Source organism: Paractinoplanes lichenicola (assembly GCF_016785085.1).
GTDB lineage: Bacteria > Actinomycetota > Actinomycetes > Mycobacteriales > Micromonosporaceae > Actinoplanes > Actinoplanes lichenicola.
In genome coordinates, this window is record NZ_JAENHO010000019.1 from 1 (window position 1) to 14657 (window position 14657).

Here is a 14657-nt window from a genome sequence, read left to right on the forward strand (position 1 = left end):
CGCTGGGTCGCTGGGTCGCTGGGTCGCTGGGTCGCTGGGTCGCTGGGTCGCTGGGTCGCTGGGTCGCTGGGTCGCTGGGTCGCTGGGTCGCTGGGTCGCTGGGTCGCTGGGTCGCTGGGTCGCTGGGCGACATCTCATCGTGAGGTGGATGCCTTGGACTTCCAGAGCCTGCGAGGCTCCGCCCCTTCTGGCATGTGCGTCGGAGCGGTGGTGGGTCTTGAGTTGCACGACGTATCGGGTGACCTGAGCTCGAGGAGATACCACCTGGAGTTCGGCCGTTCGAGCATGCGAGCCTAGGCCGGTTCAGGATCTTGCGGCGTGGAGTTCCGGTTTAGAACGGGCTCCGCCATGCCTCGGCCAGAGACTGACTAAGCCGCAGTCGTATTGCCGCGACGCCGCGGGACGGTCCAGTGGATGCCGACCCGCCAACACCGCTGGTATTCGCGGTCGCCGGCGTTGTGGCGTCTCGGGGCGCGCGAGAGATCGAATCCAGCGGTCCATGGCGCTATTGGCTTGGTAGCGCCTGAACTCGGCATGGTGTGCTAAGCGCTGGCTTGGATCGCCGCGAAAGGCCAGCGCGGTCTCAGTCCTACGCGCAGGTCGGCATGGCCCCGGCCGTGCACAAAAACCGCGGCAGCAGTGAGCCGGCTAGTCGGTGTGCGGGTGATCGCTATGGCGAACAGCACAGGCAATGTGTCACCCATACGGGCTTTGCTTGTCCTCATTTGAATCGTCGAGTCGTGCCGGCCCGCTCGTTGCCAACAGGTTGGCGTCCGAGTCGAAGTCCGCGCCGGCCGCCATGCCGGCGACCGGCAGCGATGGCGAGCCGTGGTCCTGTCGATGCGGCCAAGGTTCGCCCGGGATTCGAGACAGCCGACCGCGAGCGCGGTTCAGCGCGGCTCAGTTTTCCGCCTAGCTGCGCGGTGGTCGTGTACGTGCTTTGAGGGTAAGAGCTGAAACGTAGAGAGTGATCAAGCCGGCCATCTAGGATGCTCGCTGGGGCCACGCCTGAGTTCCCGGAAACCATGCGCCGCGGCGTCGATAATGCGAGAAGACGAGCCGCAACTCGACCGCGAACTCCTTCGGCCTCAGCCCGCCAAGATCAACCAACAGGGGCCACCATCGTCATCGGACCCTCTGTGTCGCGGGAGAGCTTGGCAGAGGCGCCTTAGCCGGTGAACACAGAGATGACCACGCGGGGATGCAGCAGACGAGCCCGTGGTCCGATATCTGACCGACGTCGAACCGCGTAAAGATCTGTGGCCGGCGATGGATGCGGGCGACCCGCTACGTGAGATCAGCTCGCCTTACGGCGGCGCGTTCAATGTCAGCCACCATCTGCGCTCGCATGATCACGGGGTTGAGGGCGGATCACGCAGGGGGCGGCGGAGTTATCCACAGGCTGTGGGTAAAGCCTGTTGAGAAACCAGCCGGGCCCGTTTCACGTGAAACAGCGTTGATGTGGTGAACGGTGTCCACTGCGGTATCCACAGGCCGTGCAAGCCTGCGACGTCGTGTTTCACGTGAAACGGGGCAGCCTGTGGATAACTTCTGTGGATAACTTTGGCCGTGCGGTGACGCCCACAGACGGTGACGATCGTCTACGTCGTCTGGGTGAATGCATGGTTGTCGGACTTCCTGTCTGGGGCGAGTTGCGTACCGCAAAATTGACCCGGGACAGCGGCTCTGGCCTCGGCTAAGGTCACGTCGTGCCCGAGAACATCGCCCCGCTGCCGGACTTCACCCGCTGGCCCTCGTTCCCTTTCGAGGGCGACATGCGGGTCAAGCCACTCGCCGACCCGGTCGAGGTCGAACCGCCGCGCAGCGGTGAGGACGCCGCCGACTGCGTCGCCTGCAACACCCCCGACGAGTCGTACATCTGGGTGAGCGAGCGCTGGCGCGTCCGTGCGATGGACCGGCCGACGGGCCTGCCGATGGTTCTCATCCTCGAGTGCCGCTCGCACCTCGACATCGGCGACCTCCCGAACCTGCTCGCGGCCGAGCTCGGGGTCATGACCGTCCGCCTCGAGCGCGCGGTCCGCTCCCTCGACGGCGTCGCCCGGGTTCACGTGAATCGGTGGGGCGACGGTTCCGCCCACCTCCACATGTGGTTCCTCGCCCGCCCGTACGGCCGGCTTCAGCTACGCGGCACGTTCCTCACGCTCTGGGACGACATCCTCCCGGTGATCCCCGAGCAGCAGTGGCGCGAAAACCTGGCCCACGTCGCGGCATGGCTGGCCGAGTTCGGCGGGAAGGCGATCGCCGAGCCGCCGCACATCCAGTGGGAGTCCCCCTCCACGATCACCTACACCGACACCGAGCCGGCCGAGCAGCCCGCCGCTCCTCCGCCCGCCGAAGTGCCGCAGCCGAACACGCTCAACGACGTGAACCGCCAGCAGTCACCGGTCGACGGCCCGATCAGCGAGTCGATCCCCACCCAGCGCACCGCCCAAGACCCCGGCGCAACGTCCACCCCGCAGGCCCAGGCGCCGAGTCATTCTTAACCCTTTCCCGTACGCCACCAGCCCGCCCTGATCCGACGAAACCTCGCCGGTCTGGCGCGGACGCAACCGTGGACGGGTCCCGAACTCCACCAGGCCAGCCGTCTCCAACCGGTGAGCCAATCCGGTCGAACCGGGGCCGGAACGTTGGTCCCATCACCGGCCTGGACCCAAATGGCGCTTCGTCGACCGAGCCGATTCCGCCAAGCCCCCATGATCACGTGTTCCAGAAATCCTGAGAGAATGGCTCTGACAGAACCGGCAAACAGCGTGTCGAGACGGTTCTGGATCTTGCCATCGCCGGTGCCGACCCGTTCAATGCGAACTCGATCGACTCGAAGCGGGGCCGGGCCGGGTGGGCGATGACGCCGCGCCGCACCGCCGACCCCGGAGATAGAGCAGCAGTGGATCGGCGACCCTGCCCGTCATCGTCCACTGGAATGCCGATCAAACTTGACGTCCCTTCGGCCCGGCCGCATCCTCGCTGGCCCTGTTCCGCCGCCGCGGCTTCGAGTCGGAAACTTCGGGGGCTACAGCCGCGCCTCAAACCCGAGCGCAGGCGAGTTCGTCGGTCGTGTCAGTGAGGATGGATCGACAGTCGGTTCCAAGCTGCAGCCGCAGCATCGAGTTGGAGTGATGGGCGAGCAGTAGTCGTGCCGCCGACTGCCGGCGTCATGGTCGATCGCGGCTGCTGGTGGACTCGATCGTCCCGGGCGTCTCGGGCGAGGGCTTCCCGGATGCTCTGGGACGGCTCGCTACCGGACGAGTGACACCGATACTCGACGCGGCAGTCGAGAATTGGTCAGCCATCCGCCGCCTGGTGATCAGCGTCTGGACGGTGCCCGGTAGTCGTGGTGCCTGGCCAGATCGAGCGCTTCGTGGCCGTTGGAGCCCCGGCGACCGCCGACTGCCAGCTGCCGGCGTGACGGTTGAGCGGCGTGGCGGCTGAGCGGCGTGGACGGTTGAGCGGCATGACGCGGCGTGACGGCTGAGCGGCGTGGCAGCTGAGCGGCGGTTATGGGATCGAGTGCGACCGTGACGGCCGACGGCATCCGTAGGGCTGTGAGTAGAAACGGGAGCCGACCGGTAGTCGCGGGCATGATCGTGACAGCCGGGCGGTTATCCGTGGCGCCTCGTGCGGGTGTCGCGATCAAGCGGTAGGTAGTAGAGCCGAGCCGACGCAAGCGCGACAGCCGGACGTATTCGCGATGAGCGAGCGCGGGGTATCGCGCTCAAGTGGTGGTTCACGGAGCCGGCTGTGGGCGTAACGCCGAAATTCAAGAGCTGAGAAAACCCGGTGGGACCCACGTGGCAGATCGCCGCCCGCAGCGTCGTGTGGTGCTCGACGGCCTCGGCGGGGCGGCCCGGCCGGTCAGCGTTGGTGGGATTGGGCCATGTCGCGGATTTGGGGGTCTGGGTCGGTCGACAGGGCTTCCAAAGTGGCGGCCAACTGAGTCCGCGGCAGGTCGGTGAACTCCTCGACCAGGGCGTACAGGGCGTAGAACCGCGTGTCCGGATCGTCGTCGCGGCAGAGGGATTGCAACGTGTCGACGGCTTGCGGTGAGGGGCCATCCGGATCGGTCAGGGACGTCAGGGCGGCGGCCACCGAGAAGCGGACCCGCGAGTCGGGATGGGTGGCGTACGGCAAAACGTCGTCCAGGGCGTCGGTGGCCGTGTTGTAGGCCAGCGCCGAGATCAGCTGGCCGATTACCCGGGGGTCGCGTTCGGCCTTCAAGCGGGCGCGCAGCAGCGGGACCGCCGAGTCGGTAAAGGGCCGTTGGCCGGCGTCGTCCTGGGGGCCGAGTTCGCGGAGCACCCGGGCGGCCAGCTCGCGGTCGGTGGGGTTGTTGTCGTCGAGCAGGGCCGCGGCGGTGTCGAATACCTCCCGGGTGGGGCGATCGGCCAAGGCGACCAAGTAGGGGACGGGGGCCTCGGGATCGTCGGCCACAACCTCGGCTCGGGCGGCGGCAAAGAGCTCAGCCGGTGACATCCCGGTGGGGTCTGGGCGAACGGGGCGGAAATCCACCACTGCATTGTTGCTCAGACGCGCCACGGTCCGGACCTGCGGCCGTTCGAGCTTCATCGAGCCGACCCGCCCGTGGATGTCTAGCCGGGCCGGTCCCCGAGGATGGATCACTCAGGAGAGGGCGAAAAAGAGAAAGAAAGAGGGCGCGGCACAGGGCTCGCAGCAAGGAAGGCAGTGAGAGCTAAGGCGGCGAGCGTGAGGCGGGGAGGTCACGTCCACCGAAGTGGTGTATGAGCTGGGCTTTTCCAGTGGACAGAGGCGGCCATCGCAGATCCTTCGGATTGCTTGAAGATCACGAAGGAGAGACCTGCGATGGCCGCAGAACCGAGTCTGAACGTCGCGAACCTGTTGCGCGAGCATCTGGAATCGGCGAGCCCCGATCTACTACGGGCGATGGTGCAAACCTTCGCCGAGACGCTGATGTCGGCCGAGGCCGACGCGGTGTGCGGCGCTGAGTACGGCGAACGCAGCGACGAGCGGGTCAACTCACGTAACGGCTACCGGCATCGCGACTGGGACACCCGGGCCGGAACCGTTGAGCTGGCGATTCCGAAGCTGCGGCAAGGCTCTTACTTCCCGGACTGGTTGTTGCAGCACCGGCGCCGCGCCGAACAAGCCCTCGTCAGCGTGGTGGCGACCAGCTATCTGCTCGGCGTCTCGACCCGCAGGGTCGAAAAGCTGGTCGAGCAACTCGGCGTCAAGCAACTGTCCAAGAGCCAGGTCTCCGAGATGGCCCGCCATCTGGACGCCCAGGTCGAAGCCTTCCGGAACCGGCCGCTGGACGCCGGCCCGTACACGTTCGTCTGGGTCGACGCCCTGGTCATCAAGGTCCGCGAACATGGCCGCACGATCAACGTCCACGCCCTGGTCGCGGTCGGCGTGAACGCCGACGGCGGTCGCGAGGTCCTTGGCCTCGAGGTCACCTCGGACGAGGACGGGGCCGGCTGGCTGGCCTTCCTCAGATCGCTGACGGCCCGGGGCCTGTCCGGTGTCCGGCTGGTCGTCTCCGATGCCCACCGCGGCCTCGTCAATGCGATCGGGGCAGCCTTACCCGGCGCGTCCTGGCAGCGTTGCCGCACCCACTACCTGCGTAACCTCCTCGCGAAAGTGCCCAAGACCGCGCAGCCGTGGGTTGCCACCCTGGTGCGCACCGTGTTCGACCAGCCCGACACCGACGAGGTCCAAGCCCAGTTCGCCCGCGTGCTGGACACCATCGGCGACAAATTCCCCGACGCCGCCGAGCACCTCGACACCGCCCGAGGCGACCTGCTCGCCTTCACCGCGTTCCCGCGCGAGCTCTGGCGCCAGATCTGGTCGAACAACCCACAAGAACGGCTGAACAAAGAAATCCGTCGCCGCACCGACGTCGTCGGGATCTTTCCGAACCGGGCCGCGATCATCCGCCTCGTCGGCGCGGTTCTGGCCGAGCAGACCGACGAATGGGTCGAAGGACGCCGCTACATGGGCCTCGACCTACTCCGCAAAGCCCGCCTCACACCCATCACCACCGACGCTGACCAGCCAGAAACCGACCAGATCGTCGAGATCGCCGCCTAGCATCAATACACACGGATCTGCGGTGGCCAGCTCTTACACCACGTCAGCGGACGTGACCGGCGGGGAAGGCGTGAGGCAGGCAGGGCGCGAAGCCGGGACAGCGTGAGGCGGGCAGGCGCAAGGAGGCGGGCAGGGCACGTGGCGGGGAGGGCGCGTGGCGGGAAGAGCGCGAGGCCGGGGAGGCGTGAGGCGGGTAGGGCGCGAGGCAGGGAGGCAGAGGCGGGAGGCAGAGGCGGGAGGCAGGGAGGCAGAGGCGGGAGGTAGGAGGCGGAGAAGGTAGCGGCGAGGGGACGAAGGGGTAAGAGGGCGGGAGGGCGAAATCAGGTCGCCAGCGGCCCGTGAGAACGGCCACGATCGGGTGATGGACATAGAGGCCGTCATCGAGCGCTTCGACCTAGGCCGGCTGGAAGCTGACCCTCTCAAGGTGCCGGGCGGTCTCTCCAACGACCTGTGGCGAGTGCGAACCACCCAGGGTGACTTCGCTATCAAGCGAATGGTGGTCAACGCCCACCACCCGCAGTTCGTTCCCAACGTCGAAGCCGCGTTCCGAGTGGAGCAGCAAGCTTGGACCAAGGGCGTCCCCATGCCCGAGCCCGTCACGAAGAACGGCCGCGCCCTGGCCGGCGTGGGGGCCGACCTCTACCGCGTCCACCGCTGGGTCGACGGGCTGCCAGGCCAAGCGACCGTACGCGAGGCAGCCGACCTGCTGTCCACGATCCACGCCGCGGGCCGCCCCCGCTATGAGGCGACCCCCGCAACCGTCTGGGACGGCAGGCGGTGGGGTCCCAAGCTGAACAGGCTGGCCCAGCGCGTCGCCCAAGCTCCCCCACAAACCCTGGTGGTCGACAGCCACCGCGATCTCGACCGCAAGAACACGCTGCGGGACGGGGGTGGCCGACTTCTGGCCCTCGACTGGGACGCCGCCGGCCCGATCAGCGCTATCCACGAGGCGGTGGCCCTGGCCCTGGATTGGGACACGTGGCCAACCACCTGCGCCGGCCAGCCGATCCCGGCGGAGCCATGGATCTTCGGCGGTTGGGTGGCCGCACAGGGCGGCTGGCTGGATTACCAAGCCGACCACGACCAGGGCGAGGCGGCCGCCGCCAGGGCCAAACTCGAGCAGCTGGCCGACCGACTCGACGACCTGCTCAACGAAGACGACCTGCTCAGCGAGCTCGCGCGACCGCCCGCTCGACCAGCGTCTTGAGAATGTGCCCCAAATCGTCACCGGCCGCCTGCACCGCCAGCGGCAGCAGCGACGTCTCGGTCATGCCGGGCGACACGTTGATGCCCAGCACCTGCGGCGACCCGTCCTCGGCGACGATCAGGTCGACCCGGGAGAGGTCGCGCAGGCCCAGCGCCTTGTGCGCGGCCAAGGCCGTCTCGGCGACCTGCGCGGCCACCGGCGCCGACAACCGGGCCGGCGCGTGCCACGTGGTCAGGCCGGCCGTGTATCGCGCGGCATAGTCGTACACCCCGTCGCGCGGGACGATCTCGACGGCCGGCAGCGCCTGCGGGCCCGCGCCCAGGTCGACGATCGAGACGGCCACGTCCATGCCGGGCACGAACTTCTCGACCAGCGCCGTCGAGTCGTAGGCGAAACAACCGACCATGGCCGGGGGCAACGCGCTCTCCTCGCGCACGACCGCGGCGCCCAGACCCGAACCGCCCTGGGCTGGCTTGACCATCAGCGGCAGCCCGAGGCGGTCGACGATCCGGTCGAGCACCGCCACCGCCCCCAGCTCGGAGAACCGGTCGTGCGGCAGGGCCACCCAGTCGGGCGTGGGGATGCCGGCCTCGCGCAGCATCGACTTCGCGGACGGCTTGTCCCAGGCCAGGCGGGCCGCCCGAGCGTCGCAGCCGACGTAGGGCACGCCGCACAGGTCGAGGACGCCGCGCAGCGAGCCGTCCTCCCCCGTCGCGCCGTGCAGGGCGATCACCACGGCGTCGGGCGGATCCTCCTGCAGCGACGGCAGCAGCGTCACGTCGGCGTCGCGCATCTCGGCGCTCAGGCCGGCCGCCCGCAACGCGTCGAGCACCCGGCGCCCCGAGCGCAGCGAGACGTCTCGCTCGTACGAAAGGCCACCGGCCAGAACCATTACGCGCACATCGCCACCCGCAACCATGGAGAAGATCATGCCAAGTCGGGACCGGGCGCATCAGCGGCGGCCGTGCCCCGGCGCGGGGCGGACGCGAAGCCCGAACCGAAGACGGCCCGCATCGCCAGTTCCTGCTCCATCACGCCGGACAGCCGCCGGATGCCCTCGCGGATGCGTTCCGGTGCGGAGAACGAGAAGTTGAGCCGCATGTTGGACCGGCCCGTGCCGTCAGCGTAGAAACCCGTTCCCGGTACGTAAGCCACGCGCGCGGCGATGGCCCGGGGCATCATCGCCTTGGAGTCGAGACCCTCGGGCAGCGTCGCCCACACGAACAGGCCGCCGGTCGGGTGGGTCCACGACGTGCCGGGCGGCATCAGGTCACGCAGCGCGCCGAGCATGGCGTCGCGGCGCTCGCGATAGATCTCGCGATAGACCTTGATCTGCTCCTGCCACGGCATGGTCGACAAATATTGCGTCACCGCGCCCTGGGCGAACGCGCTCGGACACAGCACGTTCGCCTCGCTCATCATCACCAGCTTTTCCCGTACGGCGTGGGGGGCGAGGATCCACCCGACGCGCAGCCCGGGCGCGAACGTCTTGGAGAACGTGCTCACGTAGAACACACCCTCGCGGCGACGGGCCCGCAGCGGCCGCGGCGCCTCGGTCTCGAACGACAACATCCCGTACGGGTCGTCCTCGACCACCAGGAGGCCGGCGCGCTCGCAGATGTCGAGCACCTGTTCGCGCCGCTCCTCGGTCAGCGTGACGCCGGCCGGGTTTTGGAACGTGGGGATCGTGTAGAGGAACTTGGCCTTGCGACCGGACCGCTCGACGGCGGCGATCGCCTCCTCGAGGGCGGCCGGAATGAGCCCGTCGTCGTCCATCGGCACGTGCTTGACCTGGGCCTGGGCGGCCTGGAAGACCCCGAGGGCGCCGACGTAGCTGGGGCCCTCGGCGAGCACGACGTCGCCCGGGTCGAGGAAGAGGCGGGCGAGCAGGTCGAGCGCCTGCTGGCCGCCGACGGTCACCACCACGTCGTCGGGCGAGGCGCCGCTGATGCCGGAGAGCGCCATCACCTCGCAGATGCGCTCGCGCAGGTCGACCGTGCCCTGGCCGATGCCGTACTGCAGGCTCTGGGCGCCCTGCTCGGCGGCGAGCTGGTTGAGCATCTCGCCCACCGCGTCGAGCGGCAGGGCGGCGATGTAGGGCGAGCCGCCGGCGAGCGACACGACCTCGGGACGACTTGCCACTGCGAACAGTGCGCGAATCTCGGAGGTGGTCATGCCACGCACCCGCCGCGCGTACCGATCGGTGTAGTCGTCCTGGGTTGTGCCGGTCATCCGGGCTTCACCTCGCAAGAAAGGAAGGGACGAGCCCCGATGGTAGTCGCAAGCACCGACAGAAGCCCTCGGTTAACCGGCCACAGTGCCCGACCTGGTCCCGTTCAAGAGTATTGCGGCGTAGGATCCGACCCGGGAGCGGGCAGGGAAAGCCGAGGGGGATGCAGTGTCGCGACGCCTGGTCAGCCTCACGCTGGACACGCTCGGAGATTTGCCGAGGCCGTGCAGCCAGTGTGTGTACTGGGAGCTTGATCCGGTCGCGGCCGAACGCGCGTGCGCCTCGGGCGATCCCGGCCTGGAGAAAGAGGCCTGGGTCTCGCAGACGCTGCTCGAGTGGGGCTCCTGCGGCAAGCTGATCTACGTCGACGGCATGCCCGCGGGCTATGTGATGTATGCCCCGCCCGCGTACGTTCCCCGTTCGATGGCCTTCCCCACCTCGCCCGTGAGCGCCGACGCCGCCCTGCTGACGACCGCCCACGTGGTGGCGTCGTTCGCCGGCGGCGGGCTGGGCCGCATGCTCGTGCAGGGCGTGGCCCGCGATCTGACCAAGCGCGGGGTCAAGGCGATCGAGGCGTTCGGTGACGCGAAGTTCGGCGAGGCCGACGAGGAGAAGCAGCCGGGCTGTGTCGCGCCGGTCGACTTCTTCCTGTCCGTCGGCTTCAAGACCGTGCGGCCGCACCCGCGCTTCCCGCGCATGCGGCTGGAGCTGCGCACCGCCCTGTCGTGGAAGTCCGACGTCGAATACGCGCTGGAGAAGCTGCTCGGTTCGATGAGCCCCGAGACGCTGCTGCGACCGGTCCGCCCGGCCACAGCCACCCGCAACGTCGAGAACTGAGCCTCAGAAAGATCAGGCGCGGTTCGAGAGCGCCATCCGCAGCTGCCGCACGTCGATCGAGCCGGTGGGCACATCGGCCTCGACGGGGTAATACATGCGCTGCACGGCGGCCAGCACGGCCTCGACGATCTGCTCGCGGAACAGCGGGTTGATCAGCCGGTCACGGTCGACTGGCGACGTGAGATAACCCAGATCCACCCGTACGGCGGGCATGCGGGTCAGGCGCAGCAGCTCCCACGTCTTGGCGTGGACGCGGCAGTCGCGCAGGCCGGTGCGCACGGCGATCTCGCGCTGCACCAGGTTGGCCAGCCGCTCCCCCACGGTCGAGCTCAGGCCGCTGCCCGTGCCGTAGTGGTAGGTCGCCACACCGTCGGCGTTCTCGTTGTCGTGACCGTCGAGGTGCAGCGAGATCAGCAGGTCGGCGCCGAGACTGTTGGCCAGCGCGGCCCGGTCGGCGCCGCTCATCGACTCGGCCGGCTTGGGGCCGCGGGTCAGGTGCACGCGCATGCCGGCCGCGGCCAGGCGGCCCTCGAGCCGGTTGGCCAGGTCGTAGACCAGGTCGGCCTCGCTCCAGCGCAGCGGGCCGTCGGGCACCACGACGCCCTGGTCGTCACCGCCGCCGTGGCCGGGGTCGATCACGATGGTCTTGCCCACCAGGTTGGTGCCGGCCTGCCGGAACGCCTCGGCCTCGCGCAGCCACTGCGGGCGGCCGCCGACCACCTTGCGGCCGAGCCGGCGCAGCGCCTTCATCGTCTGGGGGCCGCACGAGCCATCCGGAGTGAGACCGACCTCACGCTGGAACTGGGCGACCGCGCGGGCCGTGCGGGGACCGTAGATCGAGTCGGCCCGGCCGGAGTCGTAGCCCATCTCGAGCATCCGCTCCTGCAGCGTGCGAACATCCTCGCCGACCAGCGCGTCGGGCACCGAGTGGAACAGCGTGCGTGCGCCGAGCCGCCAGCGGGAGGCGTCGAGCGCGCCCCACGTCTCGTCGCCGACCAGGCCGTCGATGCCCAGGCCGCGGCTCTGCTGGAAGGCCCGCACGGCGGTGTCCACGGCGTCGTCGAAGACATCTCCGGCCGCATCCAGCAGTTCCAGACCGACCAGGATCGATCGGATCTCGGCAACGGCGGGGCCGCTGTCTCCACGTCGGATGGAACGCACGCGCGACTCCCTAGAACGAAGAACGACTCCGGGCAGCGTACTCCGGGCCAACCAAAGACGCCCCGCACCCGGGAGGGCGCGGGGCGTTGTGGCCGAACGGCTCAGAGAGCCGACTCGATGAAGTTGACGAGGGCGCTCTTGGGCTTGGCGCCGGTCACCGAGTTGACCGCCTCGCCGCCCTTGAAGATGGTCAGGGTCGGCACCGACATCACCCGGTAGGCGCGCGTGGTCTCCGGGTTCTCGTCGATGTTGACCTGCACGATCTCGATCTGGTCGCCCATCTCCTTGGCGATCTCGGCGAGCAGCGGGTCGACCTTCTTGCAGGGCGCGCACCACTCGGCCCAGAAATCGACGAGCACCGGCTTGTCCGACTGCAGCACGTCGCTCACAAAAGTGGCGTCGGTGACCGCCTTACCTGCAACTCCCACTAGGACCCTCCTGGTCTGTTCTGGCTTACAGCTCGACGAATGAGGCGATGAACCGCTCGGCGTCCAGGGCCGCGGCACAACCCGTGCCGGAGGCGGTGATCGCCTGGCGGTAGGTGTGGTCGACCAGGTCGCCGGCGGCGAACACGCCGGGGATGTTGGTGCGGGTGCTCGGCGCGTCGACCTTCACGTAGCCCTCGTCGTCCAGCTCGACCTGGCCCTTGAAGAGCTCGCTGCGCGGGTCGTGCCCGATCGCCACGAACACGCCGGTCACGTCGAGGGTCTTCTCCTCGCCGGTCTGCGTGTTCTTCAGGCGTACGCCCGAGACCTTGCCGTCGTGGCCGAGGATCTCCTCGACCTTGGAGTTCCACTCGACCTTGATCTTGTCGTTGTTGAGCGCCCGCACCTGCATCACCTTGCTGGCCCGGAACGAGTCGCGCCGGTGCACGATGGTGACCGTCTCGGCGAAGCGGGTGAGGAAGGTCGCCTCCTCCATGGCGGAGTCGCCGCCGCCGACCACCACGATGTGGTGGTTGCGGAAGAAGAAGCCGTCACAGGTGGCACAGGACGAGACGCCGTGGCCGAGCAGCTCCTGCTCGCCGGGCACGCCCAGCGGCCGCCAGGCCGAGCCGGTGGAGAGGATGACCGCGCGGGCGAAATACTGCTTGTCGCCCACCCAGACGGTCTTGAGGCCCTCGGCGCCGGGCTCGGTCGGCTTGTCGCCCAGCTCGACCCGGGTCACGTCGTCGGTGATGAACTCGGCGCCGAACCGCTCGGCCTGCGCGCGCATGTTGTCCATCAGCTCGGGACCCATGATGCCCTCGCGGAACCCGGGGAAATTCTCCACCTCGGTGGTGGTCATCAGGGCGCCGCCGGACTGGACGCCCTCGATCACGAGCGGCTTCAGGTTCGCCCGGGCGGCATACAACGCCGACGTGTATCCGGACGGTCCCGAACCGATGATGATCAGATTGCGGACCTCGTCCACTGCCGACTCCTCAAGTCTGCTCTTCGCCGGGAAATCCCCACGGCGACACTGCACGCTAGAACGCCATGCCAGGCCCCCACCATTCCCGCGGGCACGTCCGTGGCGGACCTCACGCGGGATGCTTTGGGGTGTCGATCAGCGTACCGGGAGTTTCTGGATCGTGTCGGCGTCGCCCGCGGGCGTGCCGCAGTCGGACCCGGCCGCCCAGCCCCACTCGCCGTTGCCCGCGGTGAAACGGACAATCACGGCGGGAACGCCGCCGAAGCGGGCGTAGTCGACGGTCTGCACGGTGAGCGGGCCGTTCGCATTTTCCTGCTCGATCGCGGCCAGGCACTCGTCGAGGGCCTCCCGCACGGTCAGCCGGGCCAGCGCGGGCTCGGCCGACAGCGTGGTCGCCCGCTGGCTGCCCTGCCCCTGACCCTCGTTGGCGAAGGCCTCGCTCTTGGGCGCGCTCATCGGGGTGACCGGCGCCGGCCGGGCGAGCAGGACGGCTGTGTAATCCAGGCCACTGGCGGTGATGACCGTGCCGCCGGCGGAGTCGGCCAGCGACGTGGCGGTCTCGGCGGAGCCGGCGGCCGAGTCGGCCGCGGTGTTGTCGCTGTTGCGGCCGGCCAGATAGTCGGCGCCGAAGCCGACGAAGGCGATGAGACCGGCGGCGATGGTGATCGGTGTGGCCCAGCGCATGCGGCGGCGGCGCTTGTTTTCCCGTACGCCCTCGGCGGCGCCCCCGGGCACGACGGTGAGCTGCGGCACCGGGGCGAACATGCCGTCGAGCCGGGCGGCCACATCATCCGGCATCGGTTCCGGTTCGAGGCGGCCGAGCTCGGCCCGCACCAGCTCGACCCCGCCGCCGAGCTGGTCGTACGCCTCCCGCCAGGCCGGGTCCTCGGCGATCAGGGTGGCCACCGCGGACTCGTCGGGCGTGCCCTCGAGGGCGCCCCCGATGTAATCCGCCAGCAGGTCGACGTCGACCCCGCTGAAATCGGCCCCGGTCACCTCTGGTCCCTCCGATCGTGCCCGCCGGGCGGTGGCTTCACCGCTGCCGGTCCGGATGAGACGGTTTCGGACGTGCCCTGGTTCCCGGGCGGGGCGTGATCGGTGTCTCTTCCCCGCAATTCGCCCAGGGCCAGCGCCATCCGGGCCCGGCCACGGGCGCAGCGGCTCTTGATCGTGCCGACCGCGACGTCGAGGATCTCGGCGGCCTCGGCGACCGGGTAGCCCTGCACGTCGACCAGCACGATCGCGGCCCGCTGATCGGCCGGCAGGTCGGCCAGCGCCTGCCGCACCAGCAGGGCGGTCTCGTGATCGGCGACCGGGGCGGCCGGTTCCACACCGGACGGACGGTCGTCGGAGCGGCTGCCGTCGGGCAGCGGCACGGTCGGGTGGGCCTGGCGCTTGCGGATCCGGTCGAGGCAGGCGTTGACGACGATGCGGTGCAGCCACGTCGTGACGGCCGAGTCGCCGCGGAACCGGGCGGCGTTGCGGTGGGCCGAGAGCAGCGCGTCCTGCACCGCGTCGGCGGCCTCCTCGCGGTCGCCGATCGTGCGCAGCGCGACGGCCCACAGGCGGTCACGATGCCGGCGGACCAGCTCGCCGAAGGCCTCCTTGTCGCCGTCGACGTGGGCGCGCAACAGCTCGGCGTCGCTGGGTGCGACACCCTGCGCGGCGTCCCCGGAAGTCACGCCAGCAATCTAACCGGATGAGGCGAGCGGGCGTGCACCCGAC

12 protein-coding genes are annotated in these 14657 nt (G+C 69.2%); 4 read left to right on the forward strand and 8 right to left on the reverse strand.

Translation table 11 applies throughout. The features are described from left to right. The first annotated feature begins 1709 nt into the window (after nt 1–1709). Nucleotides 1710–2504 (forward strand): hypothetical protein, encoded by a 795-nt coding sequence (locus JKJ07_RS44625; protein ID WP_307834766.1) that lies wholly within the window; start codon nt 1710–1712, stop codon nt 2502–2504. A 1369-nt stretch (nt 2505–3873) separates the two neighbouring features. Here the strand turns inward: JKJ07_RS44625 and JKJ07_RS44630 are convergent. After that, entirely contained in the window at nt 3874–4584 is a 711-nt protein-coding gene (locus JKJ07_RS44630; protein ID WP_202998163.1) for a HEAT repeat domain-containing protein, read from the reverse strand. A 255-nt stretch (nt 4585–4839) separates the two neighbouring features. Between JKJ07_RS44630 and JKJ07_RS44635 the strand changes: the two genes are divergently transcribed. Together JKJ07_RS44635 and JKJ07_RS44640 are read left to right on the forward strand one after the other, a co-directional pair. Continuing rightward, nucleotides 4840–6084 (forward strand): IS256 family transposase, encoded by a 1245-nt coding sequence (locus JKJ07_RS44635; RefSeq protein WP_202998164.1) that lies wholly within the window; start codon nt 4840–4842, stop codon nt 6082–6084. Nucleotides 6085–6445: 361 nt separating this feature from the next. Further along, nucleotides 6446–7291, forward strand: a complete 846-nt coding sequence (locus JKJ07_RS44640) for an aminoglycoside phosphotransferase family protein (protein WP_202998165.1) — start codon at nt 6446–6448, stop codon at nt 7289–7291. Here JKJ07_RS44640 and JKJ07_RS44645 read toward each other — a convergent pair. Beyond that, the gene (locus JKJ07_RS44645) at nt 7251–8222 is read right to left on the reverse strand and encodes a D-alanine--D-alanine ligase family protein (RefSeq protein WP_438871502.1); all 972 of its coding nucleotides are present in this window, start codon (nt 8220–8222) and stop codon (nt 7251–7253) included. The genes JKJ07_RS44640 and JKJ07_RS44645 overlap by 41 nt on opposite strands. Beyond that, complete coding sequence (locus JKJ07_RS44650) at nt 8219–9523, reverse strand: aminotransferase-like domain-containing protein (RefSeq protein WP_202998167.1); 1305 nt, start codon at nt 9521–9523, stop codon at nt 8219–8221. The genes JKJ07_RS44645 and JKJ07_RS44650 overlap by 4 nt, the downstream gene beginning before the upstream one ends. Before the next feature lie 166 nt (nt 9524–9689). On the opposite strand from JKJ07_RS44650, the gene JKJ07_RS44655 reads away from it, so the two are divergent. After that, on the forward strand, nt 9690–10358 hold the full coding sequence (locus JKJ07_RS44655) for a GNAT family N-acetyltransferase (protein ID WP_202998168.1): 669 nt from the start codon (nt 9690–9692) through the stop codon (nt 10356–10358). A 12-nt stretch (nt 10359–10370) separates the two neighbouring features. Here the strand turns inward: JKJ07_RS44655 and JKJ07_RS44660 are convergent, their stop codons facing one another. From JKJ07_RS44660 to sigM, 5 genes are all read right to left on the reverse strand, one after another. Then, nucleotides 10371–11519, reverse strand: a complete 1149-nt coding sequence (locus JKJ07_RS44660; RefSeq protein WP_202998169.1) for an N-acetylmuramoyl-L-alanine amidase — start codon at nt 11517–11519, stop codon at nt 10371–10373. A 101-nt stretch (nt 11520–11620) separates the two neighbouring features. Continuing rightward, entirely contained in the window at nt 11621–11947 is a 327-nt protein-coding gene (trxA, locus tag JKJ07_RS44665) for a thioredoxin (RefSeq protein WP_202998170.1), read from the reverse strand. 25 nt (nt 11948–11972) lie between these two features. Further along, on the reverse strand, nt 11973–12932 hold the full coding sequence (trxB, locus tag JKJ07_RS44670) for a thioredoxin-disulfide reductase (RefSeq protein WP_202998171.1): 960 nt from the start codon (nt 12930–12932) through the stop codon (nt 11973–11975). Nucleotides 12933–13067: 135 nt separating this feature from the next. Further along, nucleotides 13068–13928 (reverse strand): RsmA family anti-sigma factor, encoded by an 861-nt coding sequence (locus JKJ07_RS44675; protein WP_202998172.1) that lies wholly within the window; start codon nt 13926–13928, stop codon nt 13068–13070. Next, a complete protein-coding gene (sigM, locus tag JKJ07_RS44680) occupies nt 13925–14614 on the reverse strand; it encodes an RNA polymerase sigma factor SigM (protein ID WP_307834767.1) in 690 nt (229 codons plus the stop codon). Before sigM ends, JKJ07_RS44675 begins: the two co-directional genes overlap by 4 nt. Between the last annotated feature and the right edge of the window lie 43 nt (nt 14615–14657).